The sequence below is a fragment of the Actinoplanes sp. NPDC023714 genome (assembly GCF_040639855.1).
Classification (GTDB): domain Bacteria; phylum Actinomycetota; class Actinomycetes; order Mycobacteriales; family Micromonosporaceae; genus Actinoplanes.
The window spans coordinates 1225634-1242926 of record NZ_JBFAAR010000001.1 but is presented as its reverse complement, the minus strand read 5'-3'; the positions used below and the strand labels follow the sequence as shown (position 1 = coordinate 1242926).

13 protein-coding genes are annotated in these 17293 nt (G+C 70.9%); 7 read left to right on the top strand and 6 right to left on the bottom strand.

The window, feature by feature from the left end:
• Positions 1-32: 32 nt before the first annotated feature.
• A complete protein-coding gene (locus tag AB0G10_RS05845) occupies positions 33-1025 on the bottom strand; it encodes a magnesium transporter CorA family protein (RefSeq protein ID WP_360917064.1) in 993 nt (330 codons plus the stop codon).
• A 21-nt stretch (positions 1026-1046) separates the two neighbouring features.
• Between AB0G10_RS05845 and AB0G10_RS05840 the strand changes: the two genes are divergently transcribed.
• Positions 1047-1814, top strand: a complete 768-nt coding sequence (locus AB0G10_RS05840; RefSeq protein WP_360917061.1) for a nicotinamide mononucleotide transporter family protein — start codon at positions 1047-1049, stop codon at positions 1812-1814.
• A gap of 30 nt (positions 1815-1844) precedes the next feature.
• Here AB0G10_RS05840 and AB0G10_RS05835 read toward each other — a convergent pair whose 3' ends face one another.
• Entirely contained in the window at positions 1845-3278 is a 1434-nt protein-coding gene (locus AB0G10_RS05835) for a DHA2 family efflux MFS transporter permease subunit (protein WP_360917058.1), read from the bottom strand.
• A 76-nt stretch (positions 3279-3354) separates the two neighbouring features.
• Here AB0G10_RS05835 and AB0G10_RS05830 point away from each other — a divergent pair, with 76 nt between their 5' ends.
• The gene (locus AB0G10_RS05830) at positions 3355-4014 is read left to right on the top strand and encodes a TetR family transcriptional regulator (protein ID WP_360917055.1); all 660 of its coding nucleotides are present in this window, start codon (positions 3355-3357) and stop codon (positions 4012-4014) included.
• Between the two features lie 31 nt (positions 4015-4045).
• Here AB0G10_RS05830 and AB0G10_RS05825 read toward each other — a convergent pair whose 3' ends face one another.
• From AB0G10_RS05825 to AB0G10_RS05815, 3 genes are all read right to left on the bottom strand, one after another.
• The gene (locus tag AB0G10_RS05825; RefSeq protein WP_360917969.1) at positions 4046-4387 is read right to left on the bottom strand and encodes a hypothetical protein; all 342 of its coding nucleotides are present in this window, start codon (positions 4385-4387) and stop codon (positions 4046-4048) included.
• 77 nt (positions 4388-4464) lie between these two features.
• A complete protein-coding gene (locus AB0G10_RS05820) occupies positions 4465-4962 on the bottom strand; it encodes a flavin reductase family protein (protein WP_360917052.1) in 498 nt (165 codons plus the stop codon).
• A gap of 103 nt (positions 4963-5065) precedes the next feature.
• The gene (locus tag AB0G10_RS05815; RefSeq protein ID WP_360917049.1) at positions 5066-5719 is read right to left on the bottom strand and encodes a hypothetical protein; all 654 of its coding nucleotides are present in this window, start codon (positions 5717-5719) and stop codon (positions 5066-5068) included.
• Between the two features lie 114 nt (positions 5720-5833).
• Here AB0G10_RS05815 and AB0G10_RS05810 point away from each other — a divergent pair, with 114 nt between their 5' ends.
• From AB0G10_RS05810 to AB0G10_RS05800, 3 genes are all read left to right on the top strand, one after another.
• On the top strand, positions 5834-7006 hold the full coding sequence (locus AB0G10_RS05810; RefSeq protein ID WP_360917046.1) for a HupE/UreJ family protein: 1173 nt from the start codon (positions 5834-5836) through the stop codon (positions 7004-7006).
• A 120-nt stretch (positions 7007-7126) separates the two neighbouring features.
• Positions 7127-9076, top strand: a complete 1950-nt coding sequence (locus AB0G10_RS05805; RefSeq protein ID WP_360917043.1) for an FN3 domain-containing metallophosphoesterase family protein — start codon at positions 7127-7129, stop codon at positions 9074-9076.
• A 59-nt stretch (positions 9077-9135) separates the two neighbouring features.
• Positions 9136-10143, top strand: a complete 1008-nt coding sequence (locus AB0G10_RS05800) for a DUF916 domain-containing protein (RefSeq protein WP_360917040.1) — start codon at positions 9136-9138, stop codon at positions 10141-10143.
• Positions 10144-10201: 58 nt separating this feature from the next.
• Here the strand turns inward: AB0G10_RS05800 and AB0G10_RS05795 are convergent, their stop codons facing one another.
• Complete coding sequence (locus AB0G10_RS05795) at positions 10202-12886, bottom strand: carbohydrate binding domain-containing protein (protein ID WP_360917037.1); 2685 nt, start codon at positions 12884-12886, stop codon at positions 10202-10204.
• Between the two features lie 180 nt (positions 12887-13066).
• Here AB0G10_RS05795 and AB0G10_RS05790 point away from each other — a divergent pair, with 180 nt between their 5' ends.
• Positions 13067-16675, top strand: a complete 3609-nt coding sequence (locus AB0G10_RS05790) for a TIR domain-containing protein (RefSeq protein WP_360917035.1) — start codon at positions 13067-13069, stop codon at positions 16673-16675.
• Positions 16672-17151, top strand: a complete 480-nt coding sequence (locus tag AB0G10_RS05785; RefSeq protein WP_360917032.1) for a hypothetical protein — start codon at positions 16672-16674, stop codon at positions 17149-17151. Before AB0G10_RS05790 ends, AB0G10_RS05785 begins: the two co-directional genes overlap by 4 nt.
• Positions 17152-17293 lie beyond the last annotated feature (142 nt).

Here is a 17293-nt window from a genome sequence, read left to right as displayed (position 1 = left end):
GCTTCGCCGGGGACGTTACACAGCTCACATACCTAGAGCCACCCGCGTTTTCTCAGGAAGACCCAGAGGCCGGCCGCCGAGATCACGATGAGGGCGGTGCTCACCAGGAAGCCCCACCACCGCTCGTACCCGGGATAGGGCACGTTCTGACCGAAGTAGCCGGTCAGCGCGGTCGGCACCGCGATGATCGCGGCCCAGGCGGCGAGCTTGCGGGTGACCTCGTTGAGCACGTTGCTCTGCTCGGCCAGGTCGGCGTCGAGCAGCTCGTTGATCCGGGTCAGCGAGTGCTCGATCAGCTCGGCGGTCTGCTGGGCGTGGTCCTCGACGTCCCGGTAGTAGGGATGCAGCTTGTCGCCGGCCCGCCCGATCTCCGCCCCGGCGGCCCGGCGCACCACGTCGGGCATCGGGGCGACCGCCCGGCGCAGCGCGGAGAGCGCCTTGCGCAGCGCGAATCCGAAGAGCCGGACCGGACGCGGCGCGCCACCCTCCTCGAGCAGGCCGTCCTCGGCGCGGTCCATCGCCTCGTCGAGGGTCTGCACCGCCGCCTGCTGACTGTCCACGACCGTGTCGAGCAGGCCGTAGACCAGGAAGTCGAGGCCGCCGGCCGCGGCCAGGTCGGGGTCGGCGTCCCAGCGCTCGACCAGCCGGTCCAGGTCGCCGGGCGACTTGTGCACGGTGATCAGCGCGCGGTCGGTGACGAACGCGCTGATCTCGGTCTTCCGCGCCCGCACGTCGGTCCCGGCGATGTCCAGGCGGACGCCGTAGACGTTCATGAACAGGTGATGCTCGTAGTGGTCGAGCTTGGGGCGCTCGTGCTCGTGCAACGCGTCCTCGACGGCGAGCGGGTGCAGGCGGAAGTCGCCGGCCAGCGCCTCCAGGTCGGCCTGGTCCGGGTCGAGCATGTCGATCCAGGCGACCGCGTCCGGGTCCTCGCGGAGCCGGGCCGCGGTCTCGGCGGCCGGGAAGCCGGCCGCGACGACGTGACCGTGCGCATAGAGCCGGGTTCGGGTGGGTGTCTCGCTCACCGCACCACAGTAGGATCAGCTGTGGCCTGGATCGATGACCTCTTGAGCACGTTCTACCACGCCAAGTGGCAGGTGACCGCCGACCAGGCCATCTACTGGCGTGAGATCGTCGGCAACGCCTTCGGCCTCGGCTCGGCGCTGTTCGGGCTGCGCCGCAACGCCTGGGCGTGGCCGGTCGGCATCGTCGGCAACCTGCTGCTCCTCACCGTCTTCCTGGGCCAGGCGGTCGGCAACGACCAGGGCACCCCGCTCTACGGCCAGGCCGCCCGGCAGGTCTTCTTCCTCGCCACGAGCGTCTACGGCTGGTGCGCCTGGCAGCGCAACCGGCGCCGCGACCACGGCGCCGCGGTCACCCCGCGCTGGGCCGGCCACCGGCAACGGATGATCTTCATCCCGCTCGCGCTCGCCGCCGTGGGCGTCTGCTTCCTGGTGTTCCGCGAGATCGGCGCCGGCTTCCCGGTCCCCTGGTGGTACTACCTCGCCGACTCGTGGATCTTCGTGGGCTCGATGCTCGCGACGTACGCGATGGCCCGCGGCTGGGTCGAGTTCTGGCTCTGCTGGATCGCCGTCGACCTGGTCGGCGTCCCCGAGCTGATCCACTTCGGCTACTACCCGTCGGCGGTCCTCTACGGCGTCTACGCGGCCTTCGTGATCTGGGGCTTCTTCGTCTGGCTCCGGATCTCCCGCACCGGCTCTCCCAGCTCTCCGGGCTCCCCCGGCTCCCCCGGCTCCCCCGGCTCCCCCGGCTCTCCCGATCTTGTGGAACCCCGCAGCCACGCTCCTGCGTGAATCCACAAGATCGAGAGAGGACCGGCACGGCTAAACGGTCTCGAGCACGCGCGGCTCCTCCGCCGGGGCCACCCTCCGGCCGCGGCGCAGCATCCACAGGCTCACCGGCACGCCGACCGCGACCAGAGCCGCCGCGACGACGAGGGAGAACCGGTAGCCCTCCAGGAACCGGTGCAGCTCCGCGCCCTCGGCGGCGTTCGCCCGGTTGGTCAGGATGGCGCCGAGCACCGTGACGCCGAGCAGGCCGAACACCTCGCGCGAGACGTTGAGCATGCCGGAAGCGATCCCGGCGCGCCCGGCCGGCAGCGCGTCCACCACGACGGTGCTGAGCGGGATCAGCAGGCCGCCGCCGACGCCGTAGAGCGCGAACCAGGGCAGCAGGTCGCCGTAGGTGGTGCCCTCGCCGTACTGTGCGATGCCGGCGATCGCGGCGGCCATCACCGCCAGACCGAAAGCGGTCACCCGGGCCACGCCGAAGCGCGCCTCGAACCGCGGCGCGAGAACCGCCCCGACGGCCGTGATGATCGCCATCGGGACGAACGCGGCGCCGGCGCCGGTGGGCGAGAAGCCGAGCACGTTCTGCAGGTAGATGGCCATGTAGAAGTAGATGCCGAACACGCCGAACGCCCACAGGCCCATCGCCAGCAGCCCGCCGGTGAACATCCGGGAGCGGAAGAAGGCGAGCTCGACCATCGAGTCGGGGTTCCTGCTCTGCACCACGAGGAAGGCGATCGCCGCCGCGGCGGCGACCCCGAACGACCCGAGGATGAGCGGGGAGGTCCAGCCCTCCGCATCGCCTTCGATCAATGCGTACGTCAGGGCGAAGAGCGCGAGTGACGACGTGACCAGGCCGGCCGGGTCCAGCCGGCGCAGGGCGCTCAGCACTCCGCTCGTCCGCTTCTGATCATGTGAGGCCGGCACGCTGACGAGCGTGAGCAGCAGCGTCGCCACGCCGATCGGCAGGTTGATCAGGAAGATCCAGCCCCATGAGACGTGCTCGCTCAGCACGCCGCCGGTGAACGGGCCGACCGCCAGCGCGAGCGCGCCGACGCCACCCCAGACGCCGATCGCGGTGCCGCGCTCCTTCGGGTCCGGGAACAGCTGCTGGAGCAGCGCGAGCGAGGCCGGCGCGAGCAGCGCGGCGCCGACGCCCTGCACCGCCCGGGCGCCGATCAGCAACCCCTGCGAGTCGGCGAGGCCGGCCGCGACCGAGGCGACCGTGAAGATCCCGAGGCCGGCCAGGAACGCGAGGCGGGTGCCGAGCACGTCCGCGATGCGGCCGCCGGCCAGCAGCAGGCCGGCGAAGACCAGGATGTACGAGCTGGTGATCCACTCCAGCCCGGCGATGCTCAGCCCGAGATCCCGCTGGATGCTCGGCAACGCCACGTTGACGACGTTGTTGTCCAGATACGTCATGAAGGTTCCGAGCGCCACCGCTACGAGCGCCCACCAACGTCGATTCATCGCTCCCCCTATACGGCGTCCATGTACAACGTACATGTACCTCGTACATGAGACTCGTACGTTGTACAGTTGTCAAGTGACGGGTGATCGACTGACCAAGGCGGCGGTGGCCGAGCGGGCGCTGCGCCTCGCCGACGAGGAGGGCCTGGAGGCGGTCACGATCCGCCGGCTCGCCAAGGAGCTGAGCGTCACGCCGATGGCGCTGTACTGGCACTTCAAGAACAAGGACGAGCTGCTGCTCGGCGTCGTCGACCACGTACTGTCCGACGTCCGCGCCGACCCCGACGCCGGGGATCCGTGGCAGAAACGGCTCCGCGTCGTCTTCGAGACCGTCGTGAACGTGATGCGCGCGCACCCGTCGCTGCCCGTCCTGCTGCACGCCGTCGACAAGACCCGGGCGGAGAGCTTCACCCGGGCCACCAACGACACGCTGGCCCTGCTCACCGACGCGGGTTTCACCGTCGAGGAGGGCTACTGGATCGCCATGCACCTGCTGAACTCGGCGATGGGCCTGGTCTCCGGCCAGCCGGGATGCCCGCCGGGCACGCCGGACGCGCAGACGGCCGAGTGGCGGCGGAAGAAGCAGCTCGAGATGTCCCTGCTACCGGCCGACAAATACCCCAAGATGATCGAGTACGCGGCGTCGTTCACCGCCGAGCCCGACCTCGACCACTACTACGCCTTCTGCGTCGACCTGGTCATCGCCGGCGTCGAGGCGATGGCCGCCGCCCGCTGAACCCGGCGGCCGGCCGGCCCCGGCCGGGCGGTCAGCTGCGGCGGCGGGCGTCGTAGGCGAGGGCCAGGCCGGTCGCCACCGCGCCGGCGCCCTCCCAGAGAGCGACCCCGAGGAATGCTCCGGGCGCCACCTCCATCAGCACCAGCAGGCTGAAGACGGTGAAGGTGAGCAGCCGGAACGGGACCGTGAAGCGGAAGAACGGGCGCCACTCGGTGGCCGCGGCGACCAGGTAGTAGACGCCCATGTTGAGCGACGCCACGGACGAGGCGGTGGCGAAGACGCGGGTGGAGTTCGGCGGGGCGGCGTCGAAGCCGGCGGCGGCCAGCACCGTCTCCGGCGAGAAGACGCCGACCAGGCCGAACAGGGCGGCCATCGCGCCGAAGACGGCGATCGTCCAGCCGGCGGCGGTCCGCGGAGTGAATCTCACGCGGATCAATATAGAGAACCGCCTCAGTCGGCGTGCGGGTGCAGGCGGCGGTACCTGCTGCCGTGGAACACCAGCGGCGCCACGGCCGGGTCGGCGTCCAGGTCGTGCACGCGCAGCAGCACGATGTCGTGGTCGCCGGCCGGGATCTCCTGCTCGATGCTGCAGTCCAGCCAGGCGCTCGAACCGTCCAGGAAGACCGCGCCGTCGTCGCCGGCCCGCCAGTCCAGGGCGGCGAAGCGGTCGCCGCTGCGGGCGCTCAGCTGCCGGCCGGCGTCCTCCTGGTGCACGCCCAGCACGCTGACCCCGAGCCGCGCGGCCCGGCGCAGCACCGGCCAGGTCGTCGAGGTGTGCGCCACGCAGACCGAGACCATCGGCGGGTCGAGCGAGACCGAGACGAACGAGTTGGCGGCCAGACCGGCGGGCACCCCGTCGATCAGGGCGGCGACGGCCGTCACACCGGTCGGGAAGGACCCGAAGACCCGCCGCAGCCGGTGTGGTTCGAGCGCCGAGCGCATGGTCATGAGGGGTGCTCCTGTTCCGCTGACTCGAGGCTAAGCGGGGTGACCTTTCCCCGCAAAACCCGGCGGGCGGTACAGGGATGTACCTCACGGTGACCCCGGCGCGTCAGCCGATCAGCAGGACGATCCCGACGACCCGGTGCAGGACGGCCGCGGCGCCGGCGCGGATGGCCCGGGCGCAGCGCTCGGCCGTGAACGACGCCGGGTCGTAGCTGGTCGACGATCCGAGGCCCTCGCCGCGGTAGCCGGCGCCGGCCCACTCGACCGCCGTGACGTTGCCGGTCGGCTCGGCGAGCTCCGCGCCGACCACGAGGAACTGCTGGTCGAGGTGGTTCGGGGTGACCAGGGCGAGCGGGTCGACGAGACCGTCGCCGGCGCTGACCACGACGTCCGGCTTCAGGTTCATGGCCTCGACGATGGCGTCGACCGGTTTCGCCGGGTCGGCCGTGACGGTGCGCAGCGACACCTCCTCGGCCTCGGCCCACTCCTCGACGGCCGTCACGACGGCCCGGGTCGGCGCGTCCGAGCCCACGGTGAGCAGCACCACGCGGTATCCCTCGGGCGGATGCACGCCGTCCCAGGAGCCGGGGCTCGGCGTGATCGTCGCCTCGGGGGCGGGCGGCGCGGACGGGTCGACGAAGCCGGCGCCGAGGGCGCCGATCGGGATCGGAGCGGGCCTCTCACCGGACCAGTCGTCGGCGCCGGAGCAGCCGGCGAGGAGCAGGGAAGCGGCGAGGAGAGCGGCAAGCGGGCGGAACACGGCTCCTTTGATACACGCCGGCACACCGGGAATGAGCTGCCGAGATCATCTTGTCGTCATCGGTTCGCCAACTATCTTGATCTTGTTAACCCGACGGGTGCAGCGTGTCCCGCCGTGCCACTCCATCTACGCCGTATCCTCGCGATTCTCGGTTTCACCCTCGCCGCTCTGACGAGCGCAGCGACCCCCGCCCTCGCCCACGGGTTCAACTCGACCGTCTACGCCGACGTGCGGGCGGGCGACGACAGCGGCCACGTCCGGACCGCGCTCGAGCTCGAATACGACCTGTTCGTCGTCTCGGCGGCCGACTACCGCCACGACGACGGGCTCTTCCAGGAGGGCAACGCGGCCTTCGAGGCCGGTGACGCGGACGGGCAGGCGGCGGCGCTGAACGCGCACGCCGACGCGGCGGTCGGTTACGTCACCGAGCGTTTCTCGGTCGCGGCGGGCGGGGAGGCTTGCGCGCCGTCGGCCACCGGGCCGTTCACCATGGGTACGAGGGAAGGCGTCCCGTACACGACCCTCGTCCTCGATTGGCGGTGCGCCGCGCGCGACGGCGAGCACGAGATCCGCAGCGGCCTCTTCCCGGACGCCGAGACGTACGTGCGGGACACGAAGACGATCGTGACCTACGAGATCGACGGCCGGGACGGCAGCGCCGCGCTCGACTCCGGCAACCCGGTGTTCTCCACGGCGCAGACCTGGCAGCAGCGGTTCGGCGAGTTCTTCGTGCTCGGCGCCGAGCACCTGCTCTTCGGCATCGACCACATCCTGTTCCTGCTGGCGCTGATCGCCGGCTCCCGGCGGCTGCGCGAGATCGTGCTGGCCGCGACCGCGTTCACGGTCGCGCACTCGGTCACGTTCGTGCTGGCCGCGCTCGGCCTGGTCGCGGTGCCGGCCGCGATCGTCGAGCCGATCATCGCGCTGTCGATCGCGGTGGTGGCCGGATGGCATCTGGTCCAGCTCCGCCGGCCCTCGGAGCCGGGCGCCGGCGCCGGCTGGGGACGGCTCGCCGTGGTCTTCCTCTTCGGCCTGGTGCACGGCCTCGGCTTCGCCGGCGCGCTCGGCATCGACGAGGCCTGGTCCTGGACGCTGCTCTGGTCGCTGCTGGTCTTCAACGCCGGCATCGAGTCGGTGCAGATCGGGCTCGTCCTGCTGGTCTTCCCGGCCCTCGCGCTGCTGCGGCGCAAGTCGGCGAAAACCGGTCACTGGGTGACCGGCCTGCTCTGCGCCGGGGTCGCTGTGATGGGGCTCATCTGGTTCTTCCAGCGGATCTTCGGCTCCTGAGCACCCGCGATCTTGATCTTGTTAACCGGTGATTCACGAGGCAGGACGAGCTTGATCCGCGCTTCCTGTTCTTTCCCACTGGGAAGCGTTTCTCTCTCATCAAGCAAGGAACGGACACCGATGAGAACCCATCTGTCCCGCCGCAACCGTGCCGCCGCCGGCGCCACGGCCGCGGTCCTCGGAGTGGCCGTGGCCCTCGGCAGCGGACTGGCCGGCCCGGCCTTCGCCGCCGACCCGGTCTCACTGAGCAGCATCGTCCTCGGCGTCGGCGCCAACGAGACCCAGCGGATCGTGAACTGGTACTCCTCGGCCGACACCGCCCAGCAGGTCCAGGTCGCGGCCACCGCCGACCTGGTGAACGGCGAGTTCCCGGCGACCGCCGTGACCTTCGCCGCGACCGGCGCCGCCAACATCGCCACGAGCGGCGGCTACAACCGGCACGCCACGATCACCGGGCTCGAGGAGAACACCGCGTACTCGTACCGGGTGGGCTCCGCGGCGGACGGCTGGTCGGCCGCGTACGCCTTCAAGACCCGGGACTTCGAGGGCGACTACGACTTCCTGTTCTACGGTGACCCGCAGATCGGCGCGTCCGGCAACCTCGCCAAGGACCAGGCCGGCTGGGTCGACACCCTCGACGTGTCGCTGAAGGCCAACCCGGACGCGGAGATCCTGGTCTCCGGCGGCGACCAGGTCGAGACGGCCAACACCGAGGCGCAGTGGAGCGCCTTCCTGGCCTCCGACAAGCTGCGCCAGTACCCGTGGGCCGCCACCATCGGCAACCACGACGTCGGCGGCAAGGCGTACGAGCAGCACCTGTACACGCCGAACACCGACCGGTCGGCCGCGTACTACTCGAACGGCAACCCGACGTCGAACACGTCCGGCGGCGACTACTGGTACATCTACAAGGACACCCTGTTCATCGACCTGAACAGCAACAGCTACGCCACCTCGCAGGGTGGCGGCGGCGACGCGGCCCACGTCCGGTACGTGACCGACGTGGTGAAGCAGCACGGTGGCGAGGCGAAGTGGACCGTCCTGGTCTACCACCACTCGATCTACTCGGCCGCCGCGCACGCCAAGGACTCGGACGCGAAGGTCCGCCGGAACGACTTCCCGAAGACCTTCTCGGACCTCGGCGTCGACCTGGTGCTGCAGGGCCACGACCACGTCTACGCCCGCAGCTACCTGATCAAGAACGGCGAGAAGGCGAACGCGGCCGAGAAGCCCGGCGCCGAGGACGTGTTCGCCGGCCCCGGCGGCGTGCTCTACGTGACCGCCAACTCGGCCTCCGGCTCGAAGTACTACGACATCACCAAGCCGGACGCGAGCGGCACCAACGGGCCGGACCCGCTGAAGCCGAACGAGTACTGGTACAGCTCGGTGCAGAACCAGGAGCACGTCCGCTCCTACGTCAAGGTCGGCGTGCGCAGCGACAAGCTCGTCGTCGAGAACATCCGCTCCGGCACCTGCGCCGCCCCGAACGCCTCGGTCGAGCTGGGCAGCTCCTGCTCCAACTCCGCCGAGACCCAGGGCGTCGGCTCGGTCGTGGACAGGGTGACGGTTCACCCGTACCACGGCGACAACCAGGACATCCAGGTCAACGTCCCGAACGCGAAGCCGGGCGAGTTCGGCTGGACGATCGACGGCTACAACGGCCTGGTCGACCTCGGCACCGCGACCGAGAAGGACGGCGACTACTTCGCCGCCGCCGGCAAGATCAACCCGATCAAGGTGTCGGACTCCCGCCGCTCGCTCTCGCCGTGGTCGCTCTCGGCCAGCGTGGGCGATTTCAAGGACGCCGACAAGTCGTTCTCCGGCTCGTACCTGGGCTGGTACCCGTACGTCGCGGACGCCGGCGCGGGCGCCAAGGCCGGCGCGGGGGTCGACTCGGGCTTCGGCACCGGCGGCAAGGGCCTCTCGATCTCGCGGGGCCTCGGCTCGGCGGAGCAGGGCCACCCCCGTGGCACCGCCCGCCTCGGCGCGGACCTGGACCTGAAGATCCCGGCCGACGTCGCGAAGGGCAACTACCGCACCACCCTCACGATCACTGCGCTGAGCAGCTGATCGGCTCCCGGGGAGGGCGGCTTCGCCGCCTTCCCCGGGCCTTCTTCTAAGGATTTCCGATGCGCATCGCACTCGCCCTGACGGCCGTCCTCGCGGCCCTCGTCCCGGGTACGCCCGCCCTCGCCGCCGGCGGTGACGTCAGCTGGACGGTCCGGACCGCGTCGAACAGCTATGGCGCCGACCGGCCGAGCTACACCTACGCCGTCAACCCGGGCACCTCGGCACAGGACGCGCTCGTCGTGGCGAACCACGGCACGGCGCCGCTCACGCTGAAGGTGTACGCCGCCGACGGGTACACGACCGGCGAGGGCCGGCTGGACCTGCTCACCGGGGACAAGAAGTCGGTCGCGATCGGCGCGTGGGTCCGGGCCGGCTCGCCGGAGGTCACCATCCCGGCCGGTAGGGAGGCGCAGGTGCCGTTCGCCGTGGAGGTACCGGCGAACGCGACGCCCGGCGACTACGTCGGCGGCATCGTCACCTCGCTGACCGGCACCTCCGCGCAGGAGTCGGTGAACGTCGAGCGCCGCCTCGGCGTGAAGATCAAGCTGCGGGTCGGCGGCGATCTGGTGCCCGCCCTCGCCATCGAGGACCTCGACGTCTCCTACCGGGGCTCGCTCGCCACCGGCGACGCCACGGTGACCTACACGATCCGGAACACCGGCAACGCCGTCGAGTCGGCCCGCCAGGAGGTGTCGATCGCCGGCCCGTTCGGCCGGCTGCGCACCGACGCCGGGACCGTCGACTCGCCGCCGGAGCTGCTGCCCGGCGAATCGTGGGCGGTCACCGTGCCGATCCGGAACGTCCCGCCGGCCGTGCTCCTGGCCGCCACCGCCACCCTCACGCCACTGCTCACCGACGCGTCCGGCTCGACCACCTCGCTCGACCCGGTGACCGCCACCGCCCGGGTGTGGGCGCTCCCGTGGCCGTTGACGCTGCTGGCCCTCGTACTCATCGGGCTCTTGATCTCAATCGTGGTGGTGAGCCGGAAGCGGCGCGCCAAGCGCAGGCAGCGCGAGGACGAGCGGGTGCGTGAGGCCGTCGAGGAGGCGCTCCGCGCCAAGGTCTGAGAGAGCTCTCCCCGATCTTGATGACCCGCGGGAATCATCAAGATCGGGGAAAGGCGGGCTACTTCAGGTAGGCGGTGTCCGTGCCGACCTTGCCGGGCGCGGGATTGCCCGGCTGCGAGAGCACGTAGACGCGCAGGTTGCCCTTCTGGTTGAGGCTGATCGTGAGCGATCCGTTCGAGACGGTCCGGGTGTCGCCGGTGACCGCGTCGACGTAGGTGCCGTTCGGGATGCCGGAGAAGGTCGCTCCGCCGGACACCGTGATGAGCGCGAAGCTGTCGACGCCGCCCGCGGTGTACCGGCGCTTGTAGGCCATGCCGCCGCTGACCCCCTCGGTCGAGTACTGGCCCATCTGCAGAGCCGGCACCGCGCGGCGGATCCGGTTGAGCCGCTGCAGGTGCTTGACCAGCGGCTGGGACAGCGTCGTGGCGACGGTTCCGCTGGCCGAGGCGACAGTGCCGAAGTCGCTCGCCGTGACGGTGCCGGCCAGGTGCGAGCCGTAGTAGGCCCGGCCGGTCGTCTCGAGCGGGCAGGTCGGGCCGCAGTCGATCTTCTGGCCGGCCTTGAACTCGATCTCCGAGCCGTAGTAGAGCGTCGGGATGCCGCGGAACGTCCACATGAGCGACATGTTCTCGGCCCAGGCGTCGGTGCCGCCGGCGTACCGGACCGACGACTTGTTCGGGCCGTAGTCGTGCGAGTCGACGTAGACCGTGTTGTAGGTGGCGTCGTTCACCGAGTCGTCGGAGTCCTTGCCGTTGGAGAACGCGTTCGACGCATCACCGAAGTTCATGTGCATCCGCATGTCGATGATGTTCATGCCGGAGAACCGGCTGTGGTCCGGCGCGTGGTACGTGTTGCCCGACAGGAACGCGTTCGTGCTGGTCGGCTGATTCCCCGTACCCTGGTTGTTCTCGTAGTCGAACTGCTCGAGGGCCGCCTTCACGTCGTCCGCGGAGTACTCCTTCCGCTCCTTCCAGGTGTAGAACTGCGCCGAGTGGTTGACCGAGCCGCGGTTCCACTTGTCGTTCACGAACGCGGCGACCTCACCGAAGATGTAGAAGTCCGCCGCCTTCGCGGCGCCGTACTTCGCGGTGAGATGCGCCTGCAGCGCCGGCAGGAACTTCCGGTTCCAGGTGACACGCGGGATGTGTACGGCGGTGTCGACCCGGAAACCGTCGACACCCATGTCGATGTACTTCTTGTACGCCCCGAGCAGGTAGTCCTGCACCGTCGCGTTCTCGGTGTTGAAGTCCGCGAGGTCCTCGTGCAGCCAGCAGGATCGCGCGTCCTCGCCCTCCCAGTTGCCGATCCAGCACTGGTGGAACTTGTCGGCCGGGAACATCTTGGCGGTCGGTGACGGCCACTGGCAGTTATAGACCGTGTAGCCTTCGGCGCTCTTCCCACCGGTCGGCGTGCCGTAGTTCGGGCAGGTGTTGCCGGCCGGCGCGGTGCTGCTCCACAGGTCGCCGTTGTAGGCGCTGTCTTCCAGCGGGTCGTATTCCTTGCCCGCCACCTTCTCGCTGTAGTACCAGCTCCACTGGCTGTCCCGGACGCCGTAGACGGTCGGGACGAACAGGCCCTTCGCGCCCCACCGGGAGCTGTGGTTGAAGACCACGTCCTGGTAGATCTTCAGGCCCTTGGCGTGCGCCGAGTCGATGAGGTCCTGATAGGAGGCGCCGTCCGACTCGAGCCGCGGGTCCACCTCGTAGAAGTCCCAGCCGTGGTAGCCGTGGTAGTCGTAATCCGACCGGTTCAGCACGACCGGTGTGATCCAGAGGGCGGAGAAGCCGAGCGCCTTGATGTAGTCGAGCTTGTCGACCAGGCCCTTGAAGTCGCCCCGGAACATCGGATCGCCGTTCGCGGCGTTGCCGGACTTGACGTGCTGGTTGCCGCCCCGGTTGTTGGCGCTGTCGCCGTCGTAAAAGCGGGCGGTCAGCACGAAGTAGATGCTGTCCTTGCGGGGGTCGCCGCCGAGCATCTCCCCGGTCGTGGGAGGCGTCGTGGTGGTCGGCGGGGTCGGGGTCGGGCCGGCCGAGACCGAAGGGCTGGGCGACGGCGAAGAAGTGGTGCACGGTGATGGCGCGTTGCCGGTCACCACTCCCCCGCTCACCGTCGTCACGCCCGCGCCGACCCGGTAATTGTTCCCCGAGTTGTTGTCCCAGGTCCCGGAGCCGTTGTTGAACGTCGCCTGCAACGCGCTCGCGCTGCCCAGGCTGACCGTCTTCAGCGCCCATCCGGCACAGGCCGGCTCGTTCATGGCGACGCCGGGCGCGGTCGTCCAGGCGCCGCCGGCCGGGGCCCAGTGCAGGTGGGTGGCGGCCCAGCTCGTCCGGTAGTAGATCGACGCGGTGTTCGTGGTGCCGCAGGGCACCGCCGAGCCGACCGTGCCACCGGCGATCGACACGACGCCGGTCCCCACCGGGTAGTCGTTGCCGGCGTTGTTGTCCCAGGTGCCGGAGCCGTTGTTGAAGGTGAGCCGCGCCCCGGCCGCGCTACCGAGGTCGATCTCCTTCTTGAACCAGCCGGCACAGCCGCCGGCCGTCATGGCGACGCCCGGTGCCGTCGTCCAGGATCCGCCGGTGGGCGCATAGTGGATGTTGACGGCGGTCCATGAGGCCGGTGGCTGGTAGTAGACGGTCAGCGAGTTGGCTGCAAGAGCTGCCAGAGGCGGAAAGAGAGCTAGTAGTACGGGGATTGCGGCGAAGATGCTGAGAAATTTGGGGATTTTTCGGTTTTTTTCGGGCACGGCGGAGCCTCCGTCGTCGTGTTTCAGGGGAGGGACGGGCGTAATCGTGCGTTCACATTGGAACGCAAGCTAGCAACTTCTTGCACTCTTTGGAAGTGCTTGCTCGGTCACCGGAAAAAGACGCCCGCCGATCCGTGCGAGAATCTGTCCCCGCCGATCACGCCGACCGCTGGGAAAGTCATGCAGTTCGATGGATTCATCTCCTACAGCCACGCCGCCGACGGCCGGCTCGCGCCCGCTGTCCAGCGAGGACTGCACCGGCTGGCGAAGCCGTGGCACCGGCGCCGGGCGCTCTGGATCTTCCGGGACCAGACCGGCCTGGCGGTGACGCCCAAGCTGTGGACCTCGATCCAGGAGGCGATGGACGGCTCGAAGCACTTCGTGCTGCTCGCCTCCCCCGAGGCGGCCGGCTCACCCTGGGTGAACCGGGAGATCGAGCACTGGCTCGCCACCAAGTCGCCGGACCGGATCCTGCCGGTGGTGACCGACGGCGAGTGGCAGTGGGACCCGGACGCCCGGGACTTCACCCCCGACTCCACGTCGGTGCCGGACGCGCTGCGCGGGGTGTTCGCCGAGGAGCCGCTCTACCTGGACCTGCGGTGGGCTCGCGACGACCTGCACCTGAGCCTCCAGCACATCCGATTCCGCGACTCGATCGCGCAGCTCGCCGCCCCGATGCACGGGGTGAGCAAGGACGAGCTCGAGGGCGAGGACGTCCGGCAGCACCGGCGGGCGCGCCGGCTCTCGGCCGTCGCCGCGGCGATGCTGGTGATCCTGACCGTGGTCGCGTCGGTGACCGGCGCCGTGGCGGTCCGCAACGCCGAGCGGGCCGAGGTCGCGGCCTCCGAGGCGCAGCTCCAGCAGCGGCTCGCGTCGGAGCAGCGGGACACCGCCGAGCGCGCCACCGCGGAGTCGCACCGCCAGCAGCGGAACGCCCGCGAGCAGGAGGCCCGGGCCCAGGTGGCGACGGCCGAGACCGGCCGGCAGGAGCGGCTCGCCCGGGAGAAGCAGGCGCTCGCCGAGGACGCCACGGCCGAGGCCGCGCGGCAGCAGGGCCTGGCCCGGAGCGCCGCCGACGAGGCGGAGCTCCAGCAGGCGCTGGCCGAGGAGGCCTCCGCCGAGGCGAAGCGGGAGCAGGACGACGCGGCGCGCTACCGGGACGACGCCGAGGCGGCGAAGAAGAACGCTCGCCGCTACCGGGACGCGGCCGCGGCGGCTTCCGCGGAGGCTTCGGCCGCCGAAGCGGAGGCCGTGAAAGCCCTGGCGGAGGCCACCGCGGCCGTGGCGGAGGCGGTCAAGGCACAGGAGGAAGCGGAGAAGGCGTCCGCGGAGGCCGAGCGGCAGAAGGCGGAGGCCGAGCGGCAGAAAGCGGCGGCCGAGCAGCAGAAGGCGGAGGCGGAACGGCAGAAGGCGGCGGCCGAGCAGCAGAAGGCCGAGGCCGACCGGCAGGCGGCGAACGCCCGGCGGCAGGAGGAGCTGGCGAACCAGGCGACCGCCCGGGCCCGGGAGCAGGAGCGGATCGCCGAGCAGCACCGGGAGCTGGCCCGCCAGGCCGAGGCGGAGCGCAAGCGGCAGGAGGAGCTGGCCCGGAAGGCGGCCGAGGAGGCCGAGCGCCAGCGCCAGGCCGCCGAGCTGCAGCAGCGCGTCGCGGTCAACCTCCGGCTGATGGACCGGGCACGCGCCATGATCGGCGGCGACCCGAGGAAGGCACTCATGCTGGGCGTCGCGGCGCAGAGCGTGCACGACGACCCGCAGACCCGCGAGCAGCTCAGCCACCTCGCCATGTCGACCAGCTACGCCGGTTCGCTCGCTGACGTGGACGAGGTCGCGGCCCTGGCCGGGCAGGCGCTCGCCACCACGGGCGACGGCGGGACGGTGTCGCTCTGGGACACGTCCGACCCGGCCGATCCGGTCCGGCTCGCCCAGCTTCCGCCCGGCGAGCCCGCTTCCCTCACGGCCTCCCGGGACGGGAAGACCCTTGCCGTGTACGACGGAAGCCCGGTCGCCGCGCTGTGGAACGTCACCGACCCCGCCCACCCGGTCCGCACGGCCACGCTGACCGCCCCCGCCGGGATCACGTCCGTGACGTTCAGCCCGGACGGGCGGACCGTCGCCACCGGCACCACCGCCCGGGACACCGTGCTCTGGGACGTCGCCGGCGCGGAACCGGCGGTGCTGTCCACGGTGCCGAAGGCGTACCCGCTGCTCTTCGGCCCGGACGGGAAGACCGCGCTGGCCAGCGGCGACGCCGTCACCGTCTGGGACCTGACCGACCGGTCGGCGCCGGTACAGCGGTCCACCGTCGACGTCGGCTGGGGCGACAAGGTGGTGGACGCCGAGATCGCGTTCCACCCGGAGCTTCCGATCGTGGCCGCCATGGGCCCCTCCGGCTACCTCTACCTCTGGGATCTGACCGATCCGGCCGACCCGCAGCAGGGCGCGTCCATGCGGGTCGCGAAGGGCGGCACCTCGCTGAGCACGCTCGCCTTCAGCCCGGACGGGGACATGCTGGCCTGGGGCGACTCGGACGGCCTCACCTCGATCTGGAGCTTCGACTACCACAACGAGTGGCCGACGTTCCTGGCCCAGATCGCCTCGCTCGCCACCCGCGGCGGCCCGGTCCGGGCGATGGCCTTCAGCCCGGACTCGCGGACGCTGACCACGGCCGGCGACCGCCGGACCGCGACCCTCTGGTACAGCCGGGGCCGGTACACGAGGTCGCCGATCGCGACGATGCCCGGCCCGTTCCCCGGCCGGGTCCTCGGGCTCGCCTTCGCGCCGGACAACAGCTGGCTGATCGCCGGCGGCAAGGCCGGCACCGGCGTGCTGTGGGACCTGGCCGACCCGGCGAACCCGGTCCGGCGGGACGGCCTGAAGCTGCACACCGGGATCATCGACGGGATGGGGCTCAGCGACGACGGCCGTACCCTCGTGGTCCTCGGCGCGGACCGGACGGTGACCCTGCTCGACATGGCCCGGCCGGCCGAGCCGGTGCCGCTGTCCACCTTCACCGACCCGGGCGAGCCGGTGTGGGCGATGGCCCTCAGCGCCGACGCGCGCACCCTGGCGATCGGCCACTCCACCGGGAAGACGTCGCTGTGGGACCTCACCGACCGGTCGAAGCCGGTCAAGCTCACCGAGCTCGGCCTGCGCGACATGATGTCGTCGATCGCGTTCTCGCCGGACGGGCGGACCATGGCCGTCGGCGAGGGCTCGAACGTGTCGCTGTGGGACGTGACCGACCGCGCGGCGCCGGTGCGGTACACCTCGATCCCGATGTCGGACTACTCGAACTACCACGCGAACTCGCTGGAGTTCACCGCCGACGGGCGCACCCTGGCCGCCGCCACCACCGACAACGGGACCATCAAGATCTGGGACGTGTCCGATCCGTACCAGGCGCGCCAGATCGCCAACCTGACCGGGCACAGCGGCTATGCCCTGTGGGCGTCGTTCAGCCCGGACGGGCGTACCCTGACGACCGCCGGCCTGGACAACGCCATGATCCTCTGGGATGTCGCCGACATGAGCACCCCCATCAGGTACGGGATGATCAAGAGCCCGGACATGCAGAGCTTCAGCACTGACCTCAGCCCCGACGGGCGCACCCTCGCGGCCGGCGGCACCTACGGCCTGCCCACGAAGAACGTCACGCTCTGGGACATCACCGTGCCGCCGGATCTCGCCGCCGACCCGGCCGGGAACGCCTGCGCGGTCAGCGGCCGCGGGCTCACCGCCGAGGAGTGGGCCCGGTACGTTCCGGAACTTCCGTACCGGGCCACCTGTTGAGCCTGCGATTCGGCGTCACCGGCCACCGGTCCCTCCCCTCGGAGGTCGCCGAGCACGTGGTCGCGCACTGGCGGCGGGTGCTGCCCCCGGCCGCCGGCCTGGTCGGGGTGTCCAGCCTCGCCGACGGCGCCGACCAGCTGTTCGCCGCCTGCGTGCTCGCGGCCGGCGGCGCCCTCGAAGCGGTGCTGCCCTGCGCCGACTACGGGGCGTCGCTGGTGGCCGAGGGCGGCCGCGAGCGCTTCGAGTCGTACGTGCGGGCGGCCTCCTCGGTGGTCACCCTCCCCTACGGCGACCCCTGCGAGCAGGGTTTCCTGGAGGCTGGCCAGATCCTGGTGGACCGCTGCGACCACCTGTTCGCGGTCTGGGACGGCCTGCCGTCGCGCGGCCTGGGCGGAACCGCCGACGTGGTCGCCTACGCCCGGGCCAGAAACCGCCCGGTGACCGTCCTCTGGCTGGCGGGCGCAACCCGCGACTGACCACGACCAGTTCCCGCCACCCAACCAGTTCCCGCCCCCCTCAAAGCCCCACGCCTCCCGCACAACGCCCCCAACTCCCGGCTCCCACACCGCTCCCCACTCCCGCAGCGCTCCCAGCCCCCAGCTCCCGGCTCCCGCACCG